This window comes from Plantibacter sp. VKM Ac-2885 (assembly GCF_015351205.1).
GTDB classification, from domain to species: domain Bacteria; phylum Actinomycetota; class Actinomycetes; order Actinomycetales; family Microbacteriaceae; genus Plantibacter; species Plantibacter auratus.
In genome coordinates this window covers 569,437-591,883 of the sequence record NZ_JADKSK010000001.1, presented here as the reverse complement: position 1 = coordinate 591,883, position 22,447 = coordinate 569,437, and the positions used below count along the sequence as shown (strand labels likewise).

Annotated in this window: 27 protein-coding genes; 19 read left to right on the top strand and 8 right to left on the bottom strand. The window is 70.8% G+C overall.

The genetic code is table 11. The features are described from left to right. Positions 1–62 precede the first annotated feature (62 nt). The 3 genes from ITJ66_RS02850 (at position 63) to ITJ66_RS02840 (ending at position 3,479) form a co-directional block, all read left to right on the top strand. Positions 63–1,298 carry a sensor histidine kinase gene (locus ITJ66_RS02850; RefSeq protein ID WP_194643295.1) on the top strand — a complete coding sequence of 412 codons (1,236 nt, stop codon included), beginning with the start codon at positions 63–65 and terminating at the stop codon, positions 1,296–1,298. Then, positions 1,295–1,972, top strand: coding sequence for a response regulator transcription factor (locus tag ITJ66_RS02845; protein ID WP_138946014.1), 678 nt, complete (start codon positions 1,295–1,297; stop codon positions 1,970–1,972). The genes ITJ66_RS02850 and ITJ66_RS02845 overlap by 4 nt, the downstream gene beginning before the upstream one ends. A 64-nt stretch (positions 1,973–2,036) precedes the next feature. Further along, positions 2,037–3,479: a sugar porter family MFS transporter gene (locus tag ITJ66_RS02840; protein WP_194643293.1), complete on the top strand. Its 1,443-nt coding sequence runs from the start codon at positions 2,037–2,039 to the stop codon at positions 3,477–3,479. 7 nt (positions 3,480–3,486) lie between these two features. Here ITJ66_RS02840 and ITJ66_RS02835 read toward each other — a convergent pair whose 3' ends face one another. Beyond that, positions 3,487–4,050: a manganese efflux pump MntP family protein gene (locus ITJ66_RS02835; protein ID WP_194643291.1), complete on the bottom strand. Its 564-nt coding sequence runs from the start codon at positions 4,048–4,050 to the stop codon at positions 3,487–3,489. A gap of 212 nt (positions 4,051–4,262) precedes the next feature. On the opposite strand from ITJ66_RS02835, the gene ITJ66_RS02830 reads away from it, so the two are divergent. Genes ITJ66_RS02830 through ITJ66_RS02815 form a run of 4 tightly spaced genes read left to right on the top strand, consistent with a single transcriptional unit; the run spans position 4,263 to position 7,066 of the window. Continuing rightward, on the top strand, positions 4,263–4,598 hold the full coding sequence (locus ITJ66_RS02830; RefSeq protein WP_085511700.1) for a helix-turn-helix transcriptional regulator: 336 nt from the start codon (positions 4,263–4,265) through the stop codon (positions 4,596–4,598). Next, a complete protein-coding gene (locus ITJ66_RS02825; protein WP_194643289.1) occupies positions 4,595–5,287 on the top strand; it encodes a cation diffusion facilitator family transporter in 693 nt (230 codons plus the stop codon). The genes ITJ66_RS02830 and ITJ66_RS02825 overlap by 4 nt, the downstream gene beginning before the upstream one ends. A 40-nt stretch (positions 5,288–5,327) precedes the next feature. Continuing rightward, positions 5,328–6,083: an enhanced serine sensitivity protein SseB C-terminal domain-containing protein gene (locus ITJ66_RS02820; RefSeq protein ID WP_194643287.1), complete on the top strand. Its 756-nt coding sequence runs from the start codon at positions 5,328–5,330 to the stop codon at positions 6,081–6,083. 20 nt (positions 6,084–6,103) lie between these two features. Beyond that, on the top strand, positions 6,104–7,066 hold the full coding sequence (locus ITJ66_RS02815; RefSeq protein WP_194643285.1) for a hypothetical protein: 963 nt from the start codon (positions 6,104–6,106) through the stop codon (positions 7,064–7,066). A 12-nt stretch (positions 7,067–7,078) separates the two neighbouring features. On the opposite strand, the gene ITJ66_RS02810 is transcribed toward ITJ66_RS02815, so the two are convergent. Beyond that, complete coding sequence (locus ITJ66_RS02810) at positions 7,079–7,405, bottom strand: hypothetical protein (RefSeq protein ID WP_194643283.1); 327 nt, start codon at positions 7,403–7,405, stop codon at positions 7,079–7,081. Between the two features lie 113 nt (positions 7,406–7,518). Then, complete coding sequence (locus ITJ66_RS02805) at positions 7,519–7,944, bottom strand: Hsp20/alpha crystallin family protein (protein WP_192019908.1); 426 nt, start codon at positions 7,942–7,944, stop codon at positions 7,519–7,521. A 160-nt stretch (positions 7,945–8,104) separates the two neighbouring features. Here ITJ66_RS02805 and ITJ66_RS02800 point away from each other — a divergent pair, with 160 nt between their 5' ends. The 3 genes from ITJ66_RS02800 to ITJ66_RS02790 all read left to right on the top strand — a co-directional run bounded on the left by ITJ66_RS02800 (position 8,105) and on the right by ITJ66_RS02790 (position 11,305). After that, a complete protein-coding gene (locus ITJ66_RS02800; protein WP_079704638.1) occupies positions 8,105–8,389 on the top strand; it encodes a MerR family transcriptional regulator in 285 nt (94 codons plus the stop codon). 43 nt (positions 8,390–8,432) lie between these two features. Continuing rightward, positions 8,433–9,905 carry a serine hydrolase gene (locus ITJ66_RS02795; protein WP_194643281.1) on the top strand — a complete coding sequence of 491 codons (1,473 nt, stop codon included), beginning with the start codon at positions 8,433–8,435 and terminating at the stop codon, positions 9,903–9,905. Positions 9,906–10,300: 395 nt separating this feature from the next. Then, entirely contained in the window at positions 10,301–11,305 is a 1,005-nt protein-coding gene (locus ITJ66_RS02790; RefSeq protein ID WP_192019905.1) for a zinc-binding dehydrogenase, read from the top strand. Positions 11,306–11,332: 27 nt separating this feature from the next. Here ITJ66_RS02790 and ITJ66_RS02785 read toward each other — a convergent pair whose 3' ends face one another. Both ITJ66_RS02785 and ITJ66_RS02780 read right to left on the bottom strand, forming a co-directional pair. Continuing rightward, on the bottom strand, positions 11,333–12,646 hold the full coding sequence (locus ITJ66_RS02785; protein WP_194643279.1) for a hypothetical protein: 1,314 nt from the start codon (positions 12,644–12,646) through the stop codon (positions 11,333–11,335). Positions 12,647–12,724: 78 nt separating this feature from the next. After that, complete coding sequence (locus ITJ66_RS02780) at positions 12,725–12,967, bottom strand: hypothetical protein (protein WP_194643277.1); 243 nt, start codon at positions 12,965–12,967, stop codon at positions 12,725–12,727. Positions 12,968–13,091: 124 nt separating this feature from the next. Between ITJ66_RS02780 and ITJ66_RS02775 the strand changes: the two genes are divergently transcribed. Continuing rightward, on the top strand, positions 13,092–13,940 hold the full coding sequence (locus ITJ66_RS02775) for a DNA/RNA non-specific endonuclease (RefSeq protein ID WP_194643275.1): 849 nt from the start codon (positions 13,092–13,094) through the stop codon (positions 13,938–13,940). A gap of 28 nt (positions 13,941–13,968) precedes the next feature. On the opposite strand, the gene ITJ66_RS02770 is transcribed toward ITJ66_RS02775, so the two are convergent. Continuing rightward, entirely contained in the window at positions 13,969–14,469 is a 501-nt protein-coding gene (locus ITJ66_RS02770; RefSeq protein WP_194643273.1) for a MarR family winged helix-turn-helix transcriptional regulator, read from the bottom strand. A gap of 107 nt (positions 14,470–14,576) precedes the next feature. Continuing rightward, positions 14,577–15,188 carry a TetR/AcrR family transcriptional regulator C-terminal domain-containing protein gene (locus tag ITJ66_RS02765; protein WP_194643271.1) on the bottom strand — a complete coding sequence of 204 codons (612 nt, stop codon included), beginning with the start codon at positions 15,186–15,188 and terminating at the stop codon, positions 14,577–14,579. A 95-nt stretch (positions 15,189–15,283) separates the two neighbouring features. On the opposite strand from ITJ66_RS02765, the gene ITJ66_RS02760 reads away from it, so the two are divergent. The 6 genes from ITJ66_RS02760 to ITJ66_RS02735 are packed head-to-tail and all read left to right on the top strand — an operon-like array spanning position 15,284 to position 19,818. Beyond that, a complete protein-coding gene (locus ITJ66_RS02760; protein ID WP_137242662.1) occupies positions 15,284–15,889 on the top strand; it encodes a biotin transporter BioY in 606 nt (201 codons plus the stop codon). Next, entirely contained in the window at positions 15,886–17,043 is a 1,158-nt protein-coding gene (locus ITJ66_RS02755; protein WP_194643269.1) for a class I adenylate-forming enzyme family protein, read from the top strand. Before ITJ66_RS02760 ends, ITJ66_RS02755 begins: the two co-directional genes overlap by 4 nt. Beyond that, complete coding sequence (locus ITJ66_RS02750; RefSeq protein ID WP_194643267.1) at positions 17,036–18,184, top strand: thiolase family protein; 1,149 nt, start codon at positions 17,036–17,038, stop codon at positions 18,182–18,184. Before ITJ66_RS02755 ends, ITJ66_RS02750 begins: the two co-directional genes overlap by 8 nt. Then, positions 18,181–18,891 (top strand): energy-coupling factor ABC transporter ATP-binding protein, encoded by a 711-nt coding sequence (locus ITJ66_RS02745; protein WP_194643265.1) that lies wholly within the window; start codon positions 18,181–18,183, stop codon positions 18,889–18,891. The genes ITJ66_RS02750 and ITJ66_RS02745 overlap by 4 nt, the downstream gene beginning before the upstream one ends. Positions 18,892–18,895: 4 nt before the next feature. Beyond that, complete coding sequence (locus ITJ66_RS02740) at positions 18,896–19,492, top strand: energy-coupling factor transporter transmembrane protein EcfT (protein ID WP_194643262.1); 597 nt, start codon at positions 18,896–18,898, stop codon at positions 19,490–19,492. Then, entirely contained in the window at positions 19,489–19,818 is a 330-nt protein-coding gene (locus ITJ66_RS02735) for a CHY zinc finger protein (RefSeq protein ID WP_194643260.1), read from the top strand. Before ITJ66_RS02740 ends, ITJ66_RS02735 begins: the two co-directional genes overlap by 4 nt. On the opposite strand, the gene nhaA is transcribed toward ITJ66_RS02735, so the two are convergent. After that, entirely contained in the window at positions 19,772–21,088 is a 1,317-nt protein-coding gene (gene nhaA, locus ITJ66_RS02730) for a Na+/H+ antiporter NhaA (protein ID WP_194643258.1), read from the bottom strand. The genes ITJ66_RS02735 and nhaA overlap by 47 nt on opposite strands. A 159-nt stretch (positions 21,089–21,247) precedes the next feature. Between nhaA and ITJ66_RS02725 the strand changes: the two genes are divergently transcribed. After that, on the top strand, positions 21,248–21,976 hold the full coding sequence (locus ITJ66_RS02725) for a VIT family protein (RefSeq protein ID WP_137242670.1): 729 nt from the start codon (positions 21,248–21,250) through the stop codon (positions 21,974–21,976). 199 nt (positions 21,977–22,175) lie between these two features. Then, the gene (locus tag ITJ66_RS02720; protein ID WP_086472763.1) at positions 22,176–22,349 is read left to right on the top strand and encodes a CsbD family protein; all 174 of its coding nucleotides are present in this window, start codon (positions 22,176–22,178) and stop codon (positions 22,347–22,349) included. The last annotated feature ends 98 nt before the right edge of the window (positions 22,350–22,447 follow it).

Below are 22,447 nucleotides of genomic sequence, written 5' to 3'. Positions count from 1 at the left end.
GGTACCGCGGAATGCCACGTGCGGAGGAGTCGCCGGGCGCCGGTTCCCGGCAGACTGGGCCCATGACCTCCGCGACGCAGGATCACCGGGTGCGCGATCCGCATCCGAGACCCCCGGCGTGGGTGGGCGATGTGGTCGCCGCGGTCCTCATCATCGCCTCGGCGTTCATCCCGTTCCCCAACGCGGAGTTCCGGCCGGGCAGCCCGCTCGTCGTCGCCCTGGTCGTCGCGCCCGCGCTCCTCCTCCCGCTCCGTCGGCGCTGGCCCATCCCGGTGCTCGCTGCCGTCATCGCCTGTTACGGTGCGGCGGCGATCACGGGGACCCTCGCTCCCGGTGTCGTGATCGCGGCCGCCATCGCGATGTTCGGGGTGGCCGTGCGCTCCGCGCGGCGGACGACCCTCATCACGGCCGTCGCGACGATGGTCGCGGTCGCCCTCCTCAGCCTGCTCGCGTCGATCGGCAGCTTCGATCCGCGGACGGTCCAGTTCGCGGTGATGATCGCGTTCGCCGCCGCAGCCGGTGACGGGACACGATCACGCCGCGCGTACATCCTGGCGATCACCGAGCGCGCGGAGCGGGCCGAACAGACCCGCGAGGCCGAGGCGAGGCGTCGGGTGACCGAGGAGCGGCTCCGGATCGCGCGCGACCTCCACGACACCGTCGCCCATCAGATCTCGGTGATCAGCCTGAACGCCGGGGTGGCGTCGAGCTCCCTGGAGTCGCGGCCGGAGAAGGCGAAGGAGGCGCTCGTCTCGATCCGCCGGGCGTCCCGGACGGTGCTCGGCGAGATCGGCGATCTGCTCGAGGTCCTGCGCAGCGACAGCGACGGCGCTGGCGCAGGCTCCCGGGGAACGCTGCCGCAGCCGGGACTCGACCGACTCGACGCATTGATCGCCGAGTTCACCGCCGCAGGCCTCGACATCACGACACGGATCGACCCCGACGCACCGGAGCTGTCGACCGCCACGGACACGGTCGCCTACCGCGTCGTCCAGGAGGGGCTGACGAACGCGCTGAAGCACGGTCCGGAGCGTCGGGCGCACGTGCTCGTGGAAGGCGGCGACGGGAGGATCGTCGTCAGCGTGAGCAATCCGACGGCACCAGGCGTCCCGCGTGAGCCGGCCGACGCGGCGCCGACCACCGGGCACGGACTCCTCGGCATCCGTGAGCGCGTCGCGGCCGTCCGCGGGGCCGTCGACGTCGGCCCGACCCCGGGCGGCTGGCGGCTGTCCGCGAGCCTCCCGACCGGCGAGCCGACACACGCACACCCGACGCACCCCGAGGAGTCCCCCGCATGACCACCGTGCTCGTCGTCGACGACCAGTCACTCATCCGCCAGGCCGTCGCCGACATCCTCTCGTCCGAGGCCGACCTCGAGGTCGTCGGTGAGGCCGTGGACGGCGCACAGGCGGTGGCACTCGCCCGCGAGTTGCGACCGGACGTCGTGCTCATGGACATCCGCATGCCCGTCCTCGATGGCATCGGCGCGACCACCGCGATCTGCGCGGACCCCGACCTCGCGGACACCCGGGTCCTCATCCTCACCACGTTCGAGGAGGACGAGAACCTCATCGCCACCCTGCGAGCCGGCGCGAGCGGCTTCATCGGCAAGGGGTCGGAGCCGGAGGAGATCGTCCGTGCCGTGCGCGCGGTGCACGCCGGCGACGCACTCCTGTCGCCCGCGGCGACCCGGAGTCTCATCACCAAGTACGTCGTCGCTGCGGACGAACCGACGAGTCCACGCCCGGTCCCCGCTGAGCTGGCGCTGCTCACCGAGCGGGAACTCGAGGTGCTGCTCCTCGTGGCCCGCGGACGCTCCAACCAGCAGATCGCCGACGACCTCGTCATCTCACCGCACACCTCGAAGACCCACGTGAACCGCATCATGACGAAGGTCGCCGCCCACGACCGCGCCCAGCTCGTCATCCTCGCGTACGAGAGCGGCCTGCTGCGGCCGGGCGCCGACGACTGAACCGGTACTGTCGTCCTGTCCACGACGCCGTTCGGCGCGCGGGCCCAGCAGACGAGGAAACACGATGGCCGGATCCCCCACAGCCCGACAGACGGCGAGCACGTTGCCGGCCCTCACGTCCGGGCCGCACCGCCGCCACCTCGGCCTGATCTCGATCGTCGCCTGTTTCGGCGGATTGCTCTTCGGCTACGACACCGGCGTGATCAACGGGGCGCTGCGTCCGATGACCGCGGAGCTCGGGCTCACCCCGTTCACCGAGGGTGTCGTCACGAGCTCGCTCGTCTTCGCGGCCGCCGTCGGAGCGCTGCTCGGCGGTCGGGTGTCGGACGCATGGGGCCGGCGGCGGAGCATCATCGTGCTGGCGGTGCTCTTCTTCGTCGGGACGCTCGTGGTCGTCTGCTCGCCGAACGTCGAGCTGCTCGTCGTCGGTCGCGTGCTCCTCGGACTGGCCGTCGGCGGTGCCTCGGCCGTCGTCCCGGTCTACCTGGCGGAGCTGGCCCCGTACGAGATCCGAGGGTCGATCACCGGCCGGAACGAGGTCGCGATCGTCCTCGGACAGTTGTCGGCGTTCGTGATCAACGCGGTCATCGGCACCGTGTTCAGCGAGCACACGAGCGTGTGGCGCATCATGTTCGCCGTCTGCGCCCTCCCGGCGGTCGCGTTGTTCGTCGGCATGCTGCGGATGCCCGAGTCGCCGCGCTGGCTGGTCGACCACGGTCGCCGGGAGGACGCGCTGGACGTCCTGCGGACCGTCCGCGCAGACGACCGCGCCGTCGCCGAACTCGCGGAGGTGGAGGCGTCCATCACCGCGCAGCGCGACGAACACCGGATCGGGCTCGGGGCCGTCCTCCGCAACCCGTGGCTCGTGCGCATCCTGCTCGTCGGGGTCGGCGTCGGGATCGCCCAGCAGCTCACGGGGATCAACTCGATCATGTACTACGGGCAGACCGTGCTCGTGGAGTCGGGCTTCGACGAGAGCGCCGCGCTCATCGCCAACATCGCGCCCGGCATCATCGCCGTCGTCGGCGGCTTCATCGCCCTCACCTACATGGACCGACTCGACCGACGGAGGACGTTCGTCATCGGCTTCTCGCTCACGACCGCGTGCCATCTCCTCATCGGCTTCTCGTCGATGGTGCTCGAGCCGGGCGACCCGATGCGTCCCTGGGTCATCCTCTTCCTCGTGGTGGTGTTCGTCGGCTCCATGCAGACGTTCCTCAACGTGGCGGTCTGGGTCTACCTCGCCGAGGTCTTCCCACTCCAGATGCGCGGCCTCGGCATGGGTGTCTCGATCTTCATGCTCTGGGTCGCCAACGGGTTCCTGGCGCTGTACTTCCCGTCCCTGGTCGACGGCCTCGGCATCACCGGGACCTTCTTCCTGTTCGCGGGTGTCGGCGCGCTCGCGCTCCTGTTCGTCGCCACCCAGGTGCCCGAGACGCGGGGGCGGAGCCTCGAGGCGCTCGGCGAGGACGTGTCGACCGGCGCGATCTTCACCCGGAAGCGGTGACCTCTGACTAACCCGCGAGGTGGTCGATCAGGATCTTGGTGCCGATGAGGATCAGGATGACTCCACCGGCGATCTCCGCCGGCTTGCCGAACCGCTGACCGACGCGACGGCCGATGAAGACGCCCAGGAAGGCGAGCACGAACGTCGTCAGTCCGATGAGGACGATGGCTTCGAGGATCGAACCGGGCAGGAACGCGAGTGTGATGCCGATGGCGAGCGCGTCGATGCTCGTGGCGAGCGCGAGGATGAGGAGTCGCCGGACGTCGATGCGGTCGGAGTCGACCTCGGTGTCCTCATGGCTCGAGAACGCCTCCCAGAGCATCTTGCCGCCGACGAGGGCGAGCAGGCCGAAAGCGACCCAGTGGTCGACCTCGGTGATGTACCGCGCGAACTGCGTGCCGAGGAACCAGCCGATGAGCGGCATGACCGCTTGGAACAGTCCGAAGGTCGCGGCGATCACGAGCGCGTGACGCACGTTGAACCGCCGCATGTGCAGGCCCTTGGTGAGGGCGACGGCGAAGGCGTCGGCGGAGACGCCGAGCGCGATGAGGAGCAGCGGCCAGAACGTCATGTCGCGAGGTCTTCCTGTGATGCGTCCTGGACGCGGAGATGCGTTCGGGCGCCGTGCCGCGAGGACCCGTCAACGTTGCCAGCGCGGTGCGGCGGCGGCAAGCCGAGACGCCCGATTGCCAGCGTTTCGCCTCGCCTAACGCGGCTGTTCGGGCGACCGCGAGGGTTGCTTGATACAGCGTTTCGTGTACTGTTTTTCGCGTGACCGACACCATGACACCGACCGCGACCCTGACGCACACCGCTGCACTCGCGAGGCTGGGGCACGCCCTGTCGGACGAGACCCGGGCCCGGATCCTCCTGACCCTGCGCGAGGCACCGGCCTTCCCCTCAGACCTCGCGGACGCTCTCGGTGTCTCCCGACAGGTCATGTCGAACCAGCTCGCCTGTCTCCGCGGCTGCGGCCTGGTCGAAGGCGTCAAGGAAGGACGCAACACCTGGTACCGCCTGGCGGACAGCCACCTGGCACCGGCGCTCGACGACCTCCTCCGGCTCGTCCTGGTCGTCGATCCCGCCTGCTGCTCGGGTGAGAGCTGCACCTGCGCATGAGCACCGTCGGCCTGCCGCGTCCCCGTCTCCGCGCCCAGCTGAGCCCCGCCAGACGCGCGACGCTGCAGCGCCGGATCCGCTGGATCGTCGCGGCGACCATCGCCTACAACGTCGTCGAGGCCGTCATCGCCCTGTCGGCCGGGACCGTCGCCTCATCAGCGGCCCTCGTCGGCTTCGGTCTCGACTCGATCGTCGAGGTCCTGTCCGCCGCCGCGGTCGCCTGGCAGTTCTCGAGCCCCGATCCCCATCGCCGGGAACGGGTCGCCCTCCGGGTGATCGCCCTGTCGTTCTTCGGCCTCGCCGCGTTCGTGAGCGTCGACGCCGCCCGCTCGCTGCTCGGGTTCGCCGAGGTCCAGCACTCGACCGTCGGCATCGTCCTCGCGGCGGTCAGCGTCGTGCTCATGCCGGCGTTCTCGCTGTTCGAACGCCGGACCGGCAAGGAACTCGGATCCGCCTCCGCCGTCGCGGACTCGAAGCAGACGCTCATCTGCTCCTACCTGTCGGCCGCGGTCCTCATCGGGCTCGTCCTCAACAGCACCCTCGGTTGGGCCTGGGCGGACGGCGTCGCCGCCCTCGTCATCGCCGGCTTCGCGGTACGCGAGGGTGTCGAAGCCTGGCGTGGAGACGCGTGCAAGCGGCCGGTCTCATCGCTCACCTCGGAGAACACGGACACCTGCGACTGCTGCTGAGCGCGCGCACCCTCCCACATGGCCGGGATACGCTGCTGGCATGCCTGCCGCCGACGACGCACCAGACGCTCCCGAGATCGAAGCCCTCCTCGCCGCAGCCGCGAACGACCGCTCGAACGCACCCGCGTTCTTGACGGCGCTCCTCGAGAGCACCGTGATCGTGGCGGGGACCGTGACCGATGACGGCATGGCGACCCTGGCGGACCTCCTCGACTCGGATGGCAGCTCGGTGCAGCCGTTCTACACCTCGAAGGCGCGCTTCCAGGAGACACTCCAGGTCGTCCCGTCGTTCGAACAGCACCTCCTCGCCCTCCCCTGCCGCGTCCTGTGGCAGATGACCCGAGGTGCGAGGCTGGTCCTGAACCCGCATTCCACGCACGGCAAGGAGTTCCTCCCGGGCGAGATCGCCCAGCTGCTCGACGGCGAGGCGGTACTCACGCCACGCGTGGTCGAGCGCGAGACCGAGGTCATGGTGGGACAGCCGGCTCGCATCCCACCGGGGATGACCGAGACCCTGACCGCGGTCCTCGCCGACTACAGCGAGGTCGACGAGGCGGTGCTGGGCTGGAAGGTCACCCCGCAGGAGGGCGGCACGTTCGACGAGTGCTACCTCCTCGTCATCGTCGGCGCACCGACCGCACGCGAGACGATCAGCGGTCCGCTCGCACGGGCCCTCGCGACGTACTCGGCGAGCGTGCCGATCGACGTCATGTACGTGGCGCCGGGCGCGAAGCATCTCCTGAGTGGTGTCCCGCCGTTCCATCGCCGCAAGCGAGGGCTGTTCCGGCGACGATGAGCAGTGGGCTGAGTCGAACGGTGCCCGCGATCGCACGTGGCGCACGCGTCCTCACGATCGCCGCGCTGCTGTGCGTCCTCACCGCGTGTAGCGCGCCACTGTCGGGGGTGCCCACCGAGACTCCGGCCGGATCCGCACCGAATTCATCGACGGCGCTCCCACCCCTGCCGACGTCCGCCTTCCCGGGGCTCGGCTGCGACGCACTCGTCCCCGACACGGAGGTCGCATCCTTCCTGGGCGCCGCAGCCACGCCGCAACCGCTCTCCATCGACGACGCCCCGGTCCTGCAGGACGGCGGGACCGTCTGCGCCTGGGCCGATGAGGCGGCCGGCACCTCACTGACCGTCCGACTCGTCGGAGACGGCGTCGACCACTGGGCCACCTTCAACCACTGGTACGAGCACACCGACTGGAGCGACAGCGTCGGCGAGATCAACGGGACGATGTGCTCGGACGGCGCCTGCTCCGTCCACGCCCTCGACGGCGAGCGGTTCATCGAGGTCGATGCGGCAGGGGTCGACGACCCGAGCGGGAGGCGCACGGAGGAATTGGCTCGGGCAGCGCTTGCGGCAGCCCCGGTACCGGCGCCCGCCGCGCCCCCGTCGTCGTCGGCAGCCACCTCGCGCTCCTGCGCCACGGCGCTGCCGGTGGACACCGCGGCGGCACACCTCGGCGCAGCCGCCACCGGCGCGAGCTACGTGAGCACCGCGACACCGAGCTACCACCTCGTGCAGGACTCGCTCCAGCGGGTCGGCGGGCTCGACTGCCGACTGCTGTCCGCCGACTCCCGCGAGCTCGTCCGGTTCACGGTGCTCCCCGGAGGCGCGTGGGTGCTTCGCGAGGACAGTCCGGTCGGCGCCGTGGATGCGGCCGGGAGCGAGTACTCGGCGCATGCTCGACGTGGCGACGACTGGGTGCGCCTGCAGGCCCCCGGGGCGAGCGAGGAGACGACTCGGGCCTTGTTGGCCGAGCTGCTCGGCTGAGCTCGACGTGCTTTAGAACACCGGCCGATCCGCGATGGACACGAGGACCGCGGCGATCACGGTCACGGCGGTCAGCGCGATGGCGACGACCCACTGCATCCGAGGCACCGCGCGTCGGATCACGAGGATCAGGTGGACGAGCAGCGCGAGCACCGCCACGGCGGCGATCACGGTGCCGACCACCGCCGGCTCGAACACCGCGACCTGTTCCGTCGCGATGCCGTCGGCACCCGGCGCCTGGTACCAGATCATCGTGGTCTGCGTCGCCGCGACCAACAGGCCGAGTGCGGCGATCACGAGCAGGGCTGACGCTACGAGGATCCGTTGAACGCGGGACATGCCCCCAGTATGCCGACCGCCGGTCGCACACGCGCGAACGCCCCACCCACGGATCGTGGGCGGGGCGTTCGGTTCGTTCGGTTCGTTCGATTCGGACGAGTGTGGATCGCAGCTCAGGCGTTGATCGACTGCGGGTGGTCGGTCGTGGAGTCGACGGCGATCTTCCGCGGCTTCGCACGCTCGCTCACCGGGATGATCACGGAGAGCACACCGCTGTCGTAGGACGCGGTGATGCCGTCGAGGTCGACTCCCTCGCCGAGGGTGAACTGCCGTAGGAAGTGGCCGCCACCGCGCTCGCGTGCGAGCCAGCGGACACCCTCGCGGCTGTCGGCCGTGCGCTGGGCACGGATGGTCAGCTGACCTCCGTCGACGTCGACGTCGATGGATCCGGGGTCGATGCCGGGGAGGTCGGCGACCATCATGTACCGGTCGCCGTCACGGAAGAGGTCCACCGGCATGGGCCGGGGTGCGCGCACGGAGTCCAGTACGGAGGCCGCGAAGCGGTCGAGCTGGCTGATGGGATCGAGGGTCATTGCCATGGGTGTTCTCCTTCCCTGTCGCCCGATGACGGATCGGGCTCATCGATTGTCAGTGCCCGGAAGTCTCAGATCCGGGGGTTCGGATCTGTACTTCGTGGTGTAGATTTTTTATACATCCGAAACCTGATCCAGTGCAACCCGTTCAAAGGAAATCTCAAGCATGGCCGATCGTGACGGCGCGACACCCGTGTACGGCATCGCCGTCGCAGCCCAGCTCGCCGGCGTCCCGGAGGCGTCCCTGCGGCTCTTCGAGAGCAAAGGCCTCCTCACCCCGTCCCGGACCGAAGGCGGCACCCGTCGCTACAGCGAGGACGACATCGAGCGACTCAAGCGCGTCACCGACCTCCGCGACGACGGCGTCAACCTCGCCGGCATCGCTCGCGTGCTCGATCTCGAGGACATCAACCAGGGGCTCCGCGACCAGCTCGACGCCGACCAGGACTGAGGGTCGGGTCGATCCGGCCGCCGGCAGGTGGCAGCATGGAGGGATGAGCCTGCAGCGAAGCACTCCGTCCGCCCAGCACGTCGACGCCGCCGGGATCGAGGCGTTCATCACCGCCCTCGAGCACACGCCGAACGTCGAACCGCACAGCCTGATGCTCCTGCGCGGCGGGAACGTCGTCGCCGAGGGCTGGTGGGCGCCGTACTCGGCCGAGCGGGTGCACCTGCTGTACTCGCTGAGCAAGAGCTTCACCTCGACCGCCGTCGGCCTCGCCGTCGAGGAGGGTCTGCTCGGACTCGACGACACGATCATCAGCCACTTCCCGGAGCTCGACGCCGAGATCACCGACCCCCGCAGCCGCGCCATGCGCGTGCGACACGTGCTCGCGATGGCGAGCGGCCACCGCGAGGAGACGATCATGCGGGCCGCTGCGATCGACCCGACGAACCTCGTCCGCGGCTTCCTGCTCCTCCCGCCCGACGAGGACCCGGGAACTGTCTTCGCGTACAACCAGCCCTGCACCTACACTGCCGCGGCGATCGTCCAGCGCGTCACTGGCGGGACGCTCACCGACTACCTGCGACCGCGGTTGCTCGAGCCACTGGGTATCGGCGAGTTCGACTGGCAGCAGGACGACGAGGGCTTCGAGCTCGGGTACAGCGGCCTGCACGCGACGACGGAAGCGATCGCCGCACTCGGTCAGCTCTATCTGCAGGGCGGCGAGTGGGCTGGTCGACAGTTGCTGCCGGCCGCCTGGGTCGCCGAGGCGACACGATCCCACATCGCGAACGGCGACGACCCTGAGTCGGACTGGGCGCAGGGGTACGGGTTCCAGTTCTGGATGGCCCGTCACGGGTTCCGCGGCGACGGCGCTTACGGTCAGTACTGCGTCGTCCTGCCGGAGCACGACGTCGTCCTGGCGATCACCGGGCAGAGCCTCGACATGCAGGCCGTGCTGAACGCAGCGTGGGAGCACCTGCTACCGGCCTTCGGGACCGGCGAGGCCTCCGACGCGGTGCATGGTGCGAGCGCAACCGCCGATCAGGCGTTGCTCGAACGCCTGGCAGGGCTCGCCCTGCCGCCGCTCGACGCGTCGGACGAGTCCGGCGCGGCAGCGTCGCTGCGCGAGCTCGCCGGACGGACGTTCGCGGCGGCCGCCGATACCGGCCTGGCGCAGCTGACGGCGCTCGAGGTGGCGGCGGGCGAGGGTGACGACATCGTGCTGGTCGTGCACGAGGGCGACGACCGGGTGGAGCTCGTCCCCGGTGTCGGCGCGTGGCGGACGCATGGACCGATCACGGCGAGTGCCGCCTGGGGCACCGGCGGCGAGGACGGAGCGCGGGTCCTCCGCGTCGACGCGATCTTCATCGAGACACCCCACCGCATGCACGTCGAGATCGACCCGGCGGCCGGCACCTTCGACGCCTGGTGGGAGACGACGCCGCTCCGCACCTCCCGTCTCACCGAGGTGCAGCGGCCGAGCGCGGTCGCCGCAGGCGGGGGCAAGTCGTCCTGGTGAGCTGACGCTCCGGGACCGGAGCGTGCTCAGGGACCGGAACATCTCCGGTGAACCTCTCCCGGCCACCGAGGCACCCCAACCGAGCTAGCCTTCGACAAGCTCAGGGACCGGAACATCCCCGGTGAACCTCTCCCGGCCACCGAGGCACCCCAACCGAACTGCCCTTCGACAAGCTCAGGGACCGGAACATCCCCGGTGAACCTCTCCCGGCCACCGAGGCGCCCCAACCGAACTGCCCTTCGACAAGCTCAGGGACCGGAACATCTCCGGTGAACCTCTCCCGGTCACTGAGCCTGTCGAAGTGCCGACGAGGACACCTCGTCCTTCCGCATGCAGATCGACGGCGGCATACCCCCACTACGCTCTGACCAGCGCCGTCACGACGAGGAGACCGCATGAGAGCCGTACGCATCACCGCACCGGACGAGGCCACCGTCCTCGATCGACCGGATCCACAGGCCGGACCGGGTGAGGTCCTCATCCACATCGAGCGCGCAGGACTCTGCGGCACCGATGTCGCGCTCTTCCGAGGGACCATGCCGTACCTCGCCGACGGCCGCACGACCCTGCCGCTCCAACCCGGCCACGAGTGGGCCGGTCGGGTGGTCTCGGTGGGCGAGGGTGTCACCTCGACTGCAGCGGGAGACCTCGTCACCGGTGATACCTTCATCGGTTGCGGCGTCTGCACGCTCTGCACCTCGGGCCGACACCACCTCTGTCCCGACCATCTCGAACTCGGCGTCCTCGGGCAACTGGACGGCGCCCTCGCGGAACTCCTCGTCGTCCCCGAACGCGCGGTCCATCGCCTCCCGGCCGGGGTCGACGCGGACCTCGGCGCGATGGTCGAGCCCGCCTCCTGCTCACTCCGTGGCGTCCGGCTCACGGCGGTGGGCCCCGGCGACCGCGTGCTCGTCTGGGGCGCCGGAACCCTCGGCATGTTCGCCGCGCTCTTCGCCGCCGACGCCGGAGCCGGCGTGGCCGTCGCCGCACGGCGCGACTCCGACCGGAACTTCGTGGCCGGGTTCGGCCTCGAGACCCGCGACCCGGCCGACCTCGGCGACGAGCGGTTCGACGTGATCATCGAGGCGACGGGTTCGGCCGAGGTCACCCGTCGCCTGCTCGACAACGCAACCGCCGGCGTCCGCATCGCACTCCTCGGCGTGCCCGGCGGCGACGTCGGCCTCCCGTCCGGCAGACTCATCGCCCTCGACGCCACCGTCCACGCGGTCCTCGGCGGCTCAGCCGACATCGACGAGGCTGCGCGGCGGTTCGCGACCATGGGCGACACGGTCCGCCGATTGATCGGCTCCGTGATCACCCTCGACGACGTGCCACGGGTGCTCGCCGAGGGACTCCCCCGCGCGGCCGGCGGCGGACCGAAGACACAGATCCGCTTCTGAATCGCGCGGGGCCGGGACCGGCTCAGATCAGCCGAGACCGTTCATGCGGGAGCGGGCGAGGCCGACGACACCCACGAACGCACCTCCCAGCAGCAGGGCGATCGCGAGCGCGAACGGGGCCGCGTCGGCGCCGGTCCGCACCAGCGTGTCTTCACTCGCTCGATGTGACGACCCTGCACTGATGGCGGTCGCAGTCGAGGTCGCGGGCTCCACCTGCTGCCCGCCCGGAAGCGCAGGACCCTCGGGTACCCGGGGGTTCTCGGGGATCTCGGGCGCGACCGGCTCCGATGGGGCGACGACGGTGACGACGAGGTCCGTCGCAGCACCGGCGAGTCCACCGGCACGGGCTCGGACCGTCACCGTGTGTGTTCCCTCGGCGAGCGACTCGGTGGGCCGGAAGACCCAGGTCTCCTCGATCGTCGCCTCAGCGGTCCCGATCGGAACACCGTCGACCTCGATCCCGACCTCCGTGCCGACGGGCGCGGTCCCGCTCAGCGTCGCATCGGGCGCGAGAACGCCGTCGGCCGGCGCAGTGATGGTCGCGGCGCCGGGCGTGAGCTCGAGCTCGAACGGCGTGGTGGACGCGATCCGACCGTTCTGGACGAAGCCCATGGTGCCTCCGCGGAGGGTGCCGTAGGGGGCATCGGCGTCCACCGCCAGGTCGACGGTCTGCACGCCGTCCCAGACGCTCCTCTCCGTGCCACAGTCGGCGGTCGAACCGTCGGGGCCGATGACGCAGTCCGGCGCACCGGTTCCCACGATGGTCGTCCGATCGGGTGCCGTGAACCGCATGACCCCTGACGTACCGCCGTTGACCGGCACCTCCATGGCGGTCGTCTGCCCCGCCGCTGCGTGGCCGATGTGCGGCGGGAGCACCTCGACGGCGAAGGGGGTCGAGGCGACGACGGTTCCGCCCACCTCGAACGCGACCGAACCACCGGTCGACGTCCCGGCCGGGGCATCCGGGTCGATGCGGATCGTGGCCATCAATTCAGACGTCCAGACCTTCGAGTCCGTACCGCAGCGGACTCGGGTGGCGTACCGGGTGTCGCAGCCGCCGGTCGTCACGATGCCGATCGTCGCGTGCTCCGGGGCGGTGATGACGAGCGTGCCCGTCTCGCCGGTACTGAAGGACATGACGAGGCCTTCGCCGGGGCGCCCGTCGCTGATGGGGTCGATGACGGACACCGCGGCAGCGGACTGCGGGGCGGCGAGGACGAACAGTGAGAGGGCGGTCGCCGCGGCGATCGCCCAGGCGCTCCTGCCCGAGCCACGTCGTGCCGGGTCTGCTGGCCCTTCGAGGATCGGTTTCGGGGTCCGGTCGTGATTGCGGTCACGCATGATGGTGCTCCGATCTGGCGGTTTCGGGCCGCCGCAGACCACGGGACGATGGCCACCGGGTCGAGGTCAGGTTGAGGGTCAGGCGATGGATGCTCGTGCGAGGCGCGCGAGAACGACGACGACCACGAACTGCACCGCGAAGAGGACCGCGGTCAGGATCGTCGCCGTCGCCACGGTGGCTCCGCCATCCATCCCCGAGACGCCAGGGAGGAATCCGATGCCGAACACGATCAGGGCGTCGACGAGGAAGGTCGCCGACACGAGCGCCGCGAGGATGCGGGCGTCGCTGGTGCGGTGCGGGTTCTGGTAGATCGTGGTCATGGTTGTAATATATCAAACTTCATACTGAAACAGAAGTATGAGGATAGTAGTTTTCCATGGCGATGACGAAAGCCTCATCGCTCCGCACTTTCTTTCGACCCGAAACCATGATCGACTCATGTTCATGACTGGCTTCGATTCAGGCTTCCTCGACCTCGCCGAACCACTCGCCATCCCCGCTCCAGCCGACCCGACGGCCAATGCGCGCCTCCGCCGTCTCGACTACACGCACTTCACCGTGCTCCTCGACCCCGACCGCCGCTTGGCAGCCGCGACCGCCGTCGACATCGACGGCGCCGCCCTCCTCGACCTCGGGCGCGGCGACGACTGGCACCTCGACGACCGCGTCCCGGTCGAGGAGCAGGCCGGCCCGGAGCTCTACGCCCGCAACGACCTCGACCGCGGCCACCTCGTACGCCGGAGGGACCCGGTCTGGGGGCCCGTCGAGATCGCCCGGCAGGCCAACGTCGACACCTTCTGCTACACGAACGCCGCCCCGCAGGCTGCGGACTTCAACCAGTCACTCGAGCTCTGGAACGGCCTGGAGGACCTCGTCCTCGAGTACGCCTCGGCCGGACGCCGGCGGCTGTCGGTCTTCACCGGGCCGGTGTTCGCCGACACGGACCCGCTGTACCGCGGCGTACAGATCCCGCGCCGGTTCTGGAAGGTGGCGGCGTGGTCGAACGGCGGAGCGCTCGCGGCGAGCGGCTACCTCCTCGACCAATCGGCGCAGCTCGACGACATCGACCTCGGCCGGTCCAGCGCGATCGAGGACACGCAAAACGCCACCGCCGTGCCCCCACTCGGCCCGTTCCGGACCTTCCAGCTGCCGATACTCGACCTCGCGAGCCTCACCGGTCTCGACTTCGGGGCCCTCGCCTCCGCCGACGTCCTCGAGCCGGCTCCCGCGACAGTGCGTCCCGACACCGACACCTGGATCGAGCTGAGCGACCCGTCCGACCTGCGGTTCTGAGTCGGGTCCGGAACCTCGACCCAGACCCCTACCGACGCTCGAGCGCCGCGCCGATGACCCGGAGGCTCTCGATGAGCACGGCCACCTGCTCATGGCTGAGGTCGGCGAGCATCGCGTTCTCGTCGTCCACCAGTCGACGCATCGCCTCGTCGACCCGCTGCTGACCGAGCGTCGTCAGGACGACGATCTTGCTCCGGCCGTCGGCCTCGTTCTTCTGCCGGGCGACGAGCGAGCGAGCGGCCAGGCGATCGAGCTGACTCGCGAGGTTGCCGCTCGTGATACCCAGTCGGGTGGCGAGCATGGACGGCGTCAGCCCGTCCGCTCCGTGCTGGCGGAGGATGGAGAGGAACTCGAACTCCCACGGCCGCAGGTTGCTCGCGGCGAACGACAGTCGTCGGACCTCCTGGAGGGGCGGCACGAGCCGACGGAGACGGGACACCACGTCGAGCGGTGCGAAGTCCACGTCGGGCAGTGCGTTCGCCCAGGCGTCGATGACGATGTCGACGTCGTCGTCATCACCCTTCGCCATCACCGGCCTCCCTCACGTCCTGCCTGCACCAACGCTACCGTGGGCCGCCACCGATCCGGACGGTGGGCGGTTCCATCGACGCTGTGCTATCGGCGGACGACGAGCCGTCAGCGGACCGAGAGCGCCGCCAGGCCGTCGACGAGGAGACCGACCCCGAAGGCGAACGCCTGTGCCTGATCCTCCTGGCCGAGCGGATCCGTCGCACCGTCGGCCAGCACGCCGACGCTGTCGTACTGCATCCGTTGCTGCTCGTGCGACACGTGCCCGAGGATGAAGTGGAGCAGCACCGTGCCCGCACGACGACTCGTCGCATCGTCGAAGCCGGCCACCGACACCGCGTCCGTCAACCGCGTGAGCGCACGTCCGGAACCGAGCCCGAGCGCGTAGGTGCTCGACACCACCTCGGCCCCGTCGCGATAGGCGAGGAGGGCGTCACGCAGCGCCTCCGCCTCCACGCGCGTCCGCTCGCGCCAGTCGGAGCCGGCCTCGGACACGGCGTCGCCCGGTGCCGGGTGGGCGTCGACGATCCGGTCGGCGAGCTCGGCGATCAGGGTCTGCTTGTTCTCGAAGTGCCAGTACAGCGCGCTCGGCTGGACGTCGAGCGACGCGGCGAGGCGGCGCATCGTGAGGTCGGCCAGGCCGTGATCGTCGAGGATGCGGAGGGCCACCAGAGCCACATCGTCGCGCCGATGGCGGCGCACTGTTTCGGAACCGGACATGAGCACCACTATAGTGAACGCTGTTCAGGTGAACACCGTTCAGGTGTGATCCATCCGCCCCCAGGCGAACCGACCATCCCGACGAAGGACCCAGCATGAGCAGACTCCGGATCGACGCGACCGACATCGCACGCATCGCCGTGTTCGCCGCCATCGTGGCCGCCCTCGGCCTGCCCGGCGCGTTCTCGGTGCTCGGTGCGGTGCCCATCACGGCGCAGACCCTCGGCGTCATGCTCGCCGGCGCGGTCCTCGGCCCGTGGCGCGGCATGCTCTCCATGCTGGTGCTGCTGGCCCTCGTCGCCATCGGCCTGCCCCTCCTGTCCGGCGGTCGCGGCGGGATCGGCGTCTTCGTCGGACCGAGTGCCGGGTACCTCCTCGGCTGGATCGTCGGCGTCTTCGTGATCGGGCTCATCGTGCACGCCGGCGGGCGTCGGCTGCGCTGGTGGCGCACCGCGCTCGGCGTCTTCATCGGCGGCATCGGCGTCATCTACGCGTTCGGCATCCCGGTGCAGTCGCTCGTCACGCGCCTGCCGCTCGGCGAGACCGCCCTGCAGAGCCTCGTCTTCGTGCCCGGCGACCTCGTGAAGGTCGTGCTCGCGACGGTCATCACGATGACGCTCGCCCGCGCCTACCCGCGCGCGTTCCGCAACGCGGCCGGCGCCGGCTCCACGCGTCCCGGCGAGCCCGCCCGGATCGGATGACCGTGCATCCAGGGCACCTCGTCCCGCTGCGCGGCGGGGCGCCGACCGACCTCGTCCGTCGGGCGCTCGAGGTGCGGGCGGCCGGCGGCGTGCCACTGATCGGCGACGACCGGTGGAGCGAGTCGTACTGGCGTTCCGTCCGCGACCGCACCACCGCGGCCGGTCCACAGCCGGCCCAGGGCTGGGCGACGCTGACCTCCGGCACCACGGGCGAGCCGCGCATCGTGCTCCGGACCGCCGAGTCGTGGGCGGACTCCTTCCCGGCCGTGCGCACGCTGCTGGACCTCGGGCCGGACGACGTCCTGGCGCTGTCGTCGCCGCCCGCGTCGTCGCTGTCGCTGTTCTCGGTCGCCCATGCGGCCGCCGTCGGTTGCTCGCTCGCCCTCCCGACCACCCACGCGCTCACCCACGACGACACCCGTGACGCGACCCGGTTCCACGGGACCCCGAACGGCCTCCGGGCGCTGCTCGACGGCGAGGTGCCACCCCGCCTGCGGGTGGCGTTGATCGGAGGCGCCGCACTCGACCCCGGACTCCGCGCCAGGGCGGAGGGCCTCGGCATCCGTGTCGTGTCCTACTACGGTGCCGCCGAGCTCTCCTTCGTGGCGGTCGACGATGGCGCCGATCCGAATCGACCGGGCCTCCGCGCCTTCCCCGGCGTCGAGCTCGAGGTCCGGGACGACGACGTCCTCTGGGTCCGATCGCCGTTCATCGCGACCGGGTACCTCGGGGGCTCGGGACCGCTCCGACGCGACGGCGACTGGTCCACCGTCGGCGACCGCGCACGGATCGACGACGGGATCGTCACGCTCCTCGGCCGATCCGACGACGCGATCCTCACGGCCGCGGCGACCGTCATCCCCGCCGACGTCGAGGAGGCCCTGCGCCGACTCCACGAGGTGGACGACGCCGTCGTGCTCGGTCTGCCGAACGCCGGGGTCGGATCGCTCGTGACGGCCGTGTTGGAACTGCACCCGGGCTCGCGTCCGACCCGCGCGATGCTCCGCGACGCCCTCGCTCCGCTGTTGCCGCCGACCCATCGGCCCCGACGCTGGTTCGTCGTCGACGAGCTGCCCCGGACCGTCACCGGCAAGGCCGCCCGCGCGGAGCTCGCCGACCGTCTCGCGGCAGGGACGGTGGCGTCCCTTGACTGAGTCGCACGCCCTCCCGCGCATCGTCGCGGCCCGCCGGACACCGATCGCGACGCGCGGGCGCGCCCTCGCCGCGCTCACGGTCGAGCAACTGGCGGTCCCCGTCGTCCGCGCCGTGCACGATGACGCGACGCACGTGCTGGGTCTGCCGCCGGTGGTCGCGGACGTCGTCCTCGGCAACTGCATGGGGCCTGGCGGCAACCCTGCCCGTGTCGCGGCACTCGGGGCCGGACTCGGCTTCACCGTGCCCGGGCTCACCGTCGATCGGCAGTGCGGCAGCGGCCTCGCGGCGATCATCGAGGCGTCCACGGCGATCAGCGCCGGCGACCATCGGCCACGGATCGCCGGCGGGGTCGAGAGCGCTTCGACCGCGCCGACCCGTTCCGTCGACGGCGTCGCCTACGCACGCGCACCGTTCGCGCCGGCGGGGTGGCACGACCCCGACATGACCCGCGCCGCGGAGGACCTCGCCGAGCACGACGGGATCTCCCGCGAACGCCAGGACGCCTACGCGGCGCGGAGTACGCACCGTGCGGCGAGCGCCGTGGCCGCCGGGCGGTTCACCGACGAGCTCGTGCCGCTGGTCGGGGCGGCGGAGCAGGACGAGGCGCCGCGCAGCGGGATCGAGCGTCTGCTCCCCCGGTTCACGCCGCTCTTCACCGACGGCTCCCTCACCGCAGGCAACACCTGCCGGGTGAGCGACGGTGCCGCCGCCGTGCTCGTCGTGCTCGGCGGGCCCGCCCACGGGAGCACGACGCCCGGTCTCGCCGTCCGGGCGCACGCCGTCGTCGGCTGCGACCCGGCACTCCCGGGGATCGGGGCCGCGCCGGCGATCCTCGACGCCCTCGACCGGGCCGGCGTGGACCTCGCGCAGGTCGCCGCGTTCGAGATCGTGGAGGCGTTCGCGGCCCAGACGCTCGCCGTGCTCGACCGGCTCGGTGTCGCCGAGGACGACGAGCGTCTCTGCGCCGACGGTGGCGCCCTCGCGCTCGGTCACCCGTGGGGCGCAAGCGGTGCGGTGGCCGTGGTCCGCCTGTTCTCGCGGCTCGTCCGCGGCGGGGCTCCGGCGGGCACGATCGGGGTGGCGGCGGCCTCGGTCGGTGGCGGTCTCGGCGTCGCCGCGGTGTTCGAGGTCGTGCGATGATCGGGGACATCAACCAGTCATCCGCCATCCGTCTCGACGGCGTCACCGCACGTCTCGGCGACACCGTCGCTCTCGACGACGTGACGCTCCACCTCGACGACGCGCGCATCGCGGTCATCGGGGCGAACGGCTCAGGCAAGTCCACCTTCGCCCGGCTCGTCGGGGGCCTCACGCGAGCGACCGCCGGCAGTGTCCAGGTCCACGGCGTCGACGCCGCGAAGGACACGGCGACGCTTCGACGACTCGTCAGCATCGTGTTCAGCAACCCGGACGCACAGATCGTCATGCCGACGGTGGCGGAGGACGTCGCGTTCTCCCTCCGCGGCACGAAGGCATCGAAGGCCGACATCGCCGCGCAGGTCGCCGACGCGCTCGACGAGTTCGGTCTGACGGCGCTCGCCGACCGGTCCGCCTACGAACTCTCCGGTGGCCAGAAGCAGCTGTTGGCGCTCTGCGGGGCCGTGATCCGTCGGCCGGCGCTGCTCATCGCCGACGAACCCACCGCTTACCTCGACGCCCGCAACAGCGCCGCCGTCGCCGACCACCTCCTGCACCCCGAGGCGGGCCATCAGCTCCTCCTCGTGACCCACGACCTGGAGCTCGCCGCCCGCTGCGACACCGCGCTGCTCTTCGACGGTGGGCGGGTCGTCGCCCAGGGCGCACCCGACGACGTGATCGCGGCCTACCGCGCGAGTCTGCGGGCGTAACGACATGATCACCCTGTACCGTCCTGGCTCCGGCTGGCTCCACCGGGCACCGGCCGGCCCGAAGGCGCTCGGCATCCTCATCGTGGTGCTCGCGATCTCGCTCCTGCCGACGAGTTGGTGGACCGCGGGCATCGCCACCACCGTGACCGTCCTCGCCTACCTCGCCTCGGGCCTCGGCCTCGGCGAGCTCGGACGGCAGCTCCTGCTCATCCGCTGGATCATCACGATCACGGTGGCCGGCCAACTGCTGTTCCTCGACGTCGAGTCCGCGGTGTCGAACACGTCCCGGATCGTCGCCGCCATCCTGCTCGCGGCGCTCCTCGTGCTGAGCACGCGCGTCGCCGACCTGCTCGACGCCTTCGAGCGCGTCCTCCGGCCCCTGGGTCGCTTCGGTGTCGATCCCTCCCGCATCGCACTGATGCTCGCCGTCGCCATCAACACGGTGCCGGTCCTCGCCCGCCTGGCCACGAGCGTCCGGGAGGCGCAGCGGGCGCGTGGGGCCGGGTCGAACCTGGTGACCTTCGTCGTGCCGTTCCTCGTGGTGTCGCTGAAGCACGCCGACGAGCTCGGTGAGGCCCTCACCGCCCGGGGCGTCCGGTGAGCGGCGGCGACACCGTGCGCGTCCTCGGCAAGACGGTCGACGACGAGACGCGCTGCGTCCACTACGCGACCGCGCTCGACGTCATCGCGATCCGCTTCGCCTGCTGCGGCGAGTACTACCCGTGCCACCTGTGCCACGCGGAGTGCGCCGACCACCCGGCCGAGCAGTGGCCTCGCGAGCAGCGCGGCCGCGAGGCGATCCTGTGCGGCGTGTGCTCGACGGAACTGACGATCGACCGCTACCTGGAGGTCGACGCCTGCCCGAACTGCGACGCCCGGTTCAATCCGGGCTGCCGCCTGCACTCGGCGTACTACTTCCAGCCGTGACCGCACGCCGGTAGACGCGGTTGCGGGCGGCGAGGATCGCGGCACCGATGGCGGCGGCGATGAGCGAGCCGGCGAGCACACCGACCTTGACGTGGTCGTCGGACGCACTGCCGACGCCGAAGGACAACTCACCGACGAGCAGCGACACCGTGAACCCGATGCCCGCGACGAACGCCATCCCGACGAGGTCGACCCAACGGATCGACGGGTCGAGGCCGAGGCCGGGCAGGCGGGTGACGAGGAACGTCGTCACGAGGATGCCGATCGGCTTGCCGAGGACGAGCCCGGCGATGATGCCGAGCGCGATGGTGTCCTGGAAGGACTCGACGAGCCCGGAGATCCCGCCGATGACCACGCCCGCGGAGAAGAAGGCGAAGATCGGGACGGCGACCGCCGTGGAGACGACGCTCCAGCGATCGGCGAAGTGCGCAGCGAGGCCGTCGTAGACCGGGCGTCCCTCGGCGGTGGTCCCCACCTGGACGCGGGCACGCTTGGTGGAGAAGACGGGCACCATGAAGCCGAGCAGCACGCCGGCGACGGTCGCGTGGATCCCGGACGCGTGGATGAGCGCCCAGGTGCACAGACCGAGCGGGATGAGCACCCACCAGGCCCGGACGCCACGCTGGACGAGCACGGCGAAGATGGCGAGCGGCACCGCGGCGAGCGCCAGCGGCAGGAACTCGATGTGGTCGGTGTAGAAGATCGCGATGATGCTGATGGCGATGAGGTCGTCCACCACGGCGAGTGTGAGCAGGAAGGTGCGCAGTGCCGGCGGCAGGAACGTGCCGACCACCGCGATCACCGCGACGGCGAACGCGATGTCCGTGGCGGCGGGGATCGCCCAGCCCTGCAGTGCGTCGGGCCCTGCGCTCAGGTTCACGAGGACGTAGATGACGGCGGGCACGGCCACGCCGCCGACCGCAGCGGCGATGGGGAGCGCCGCGGTCTTGGGGTTCCGGAGCTTTCCGGCGACGAACTCCTCCTTGAGCTCCAGACCGACGACGAAGAAGAAGATCGCGAGGAGCCCGTCGGCCGCCCAGGCACCGACCGAGAGGTTCAGATGGAGCGCCTCCGGACCGAAGGTGAAGTCGCGGACGCTCAGGTAGAACTCGGAGGCACCGGTGTTGGCGAGCACGAGCGCGAGCGCGGTGGCGACGACGAGGAGGGCACCACCGACGGTGTCCTGTTGGAGCGTCTGGTGGATGCCTCGCCAGATCGAGTGCGGGGCCTGGTCGGCCGGCAGGTCGTGGGAGCGGTGAGCGTCGGGCATGCGCGTCCTTCGGGGAGGGTTCGGGCGGGGAACAGAGCGGCCCTGCTTGACCACCCGCCGACCAGACTTCCCGGCTCACCAGCCTCCATTCTAGGCGATCGGGTGGGGGATCGGCCGGGAACCGTGCGCAGGCGGCCTGCGCAGTGCTTGGATGCATCCATGAGCTCCTCACCACCGACCGGCGGCCACCCGGACGAACCGCACCGCGGTGACCTCGCGGGCCGCTTGAACTGGCTCCGTGCGGGTGTGCTCGGCGCGAACGACGGCATCGTCTCCGTCGCGTCCCTCGTCGTCGGAGTCGCCGGTGCCACGACCGACAGCGCCCCGCTCCTCGCAGCGGGTGTCGCGGGGCTCGTCGGTGGCGCGATCTCCATGGCCCTCGGCGAGTACGTGTCGGTGAGCAGCCAGCGGGACAGCCAGCGGGCCCTCATCGCGAAGGAGCGGCGGGAGCTCTCCGACGACCCCGAGGCGGAGCTCGCGGAACTCGCCGGGATCTACGAGGCGAAGGGGCTCCAGCCGACGACCGCGAGGCGGGTCGCCGAGGAGCTGACCGCGCACGACCCGCTCACGGCACACCTCGAGGCCGAACTCGGCATCACCGAGGACGCGGTCGTCAGCCCGTGGGCGGCCGCCGGCGCGTCGGCGCTCGCCTTCACGATCGGGGCGCTGCTCCCCCTGCTCGCGATCCTGCTGCCGCCACCCGAGGTGCGCGTCCCGATCACCTTCGTCGTCGTGCTCATCGCGCTGGCGCTCACCGGCTTCACGAGCGCGAGGATCGGCGGCAACCCCGCGCTCCGCCCGACCGTCAGGGTCGTGGTCGGTGGAGCGCTCGCCCTCGCCGTCACCTTCGCCATCGGCACCCTGCTCGGCACGAGCGGCGTGGTCTGATGGCCAGGGTCCTGGCTGTCGGGGACGAACCGACGACGGGTGTGCTGGTGCAGCGGTCCGGGGAGTTCTCTGGGAGTCTGCTGGAGCCCCGCCCGGACGTGGAGCTCCCGGGTGTAGAAGTGAAGGGCGTCCACCAGGTCGCCCTGTCGGATTCGATCAGTGCGGATCGACAGCCCGAAGAACATGTGAGGAGCACCATATGAGCGCAGCAGACAAGATCAAGAACGCCGCCGAAGACCTCGCGGGCAAGGCCAAAGAGGCCGTCGGCAAGGCGACCGACAACGACAAGCTCGTCGCGGAGGGCAAGGCCGACCAGGCCAAGTCCGACGTGAAGCAGGCCGGTGAGAACGTGAAGGACGCGTTCAAGAACTGACCTCCCGATCACACGAACGCCGGTGCCCCGCTCGGGTCACCGGCGTTCGTCTGTCTGCGGGGGGGGGGGGGGGCCGACTCGGCTCACCGCCCCCGGAG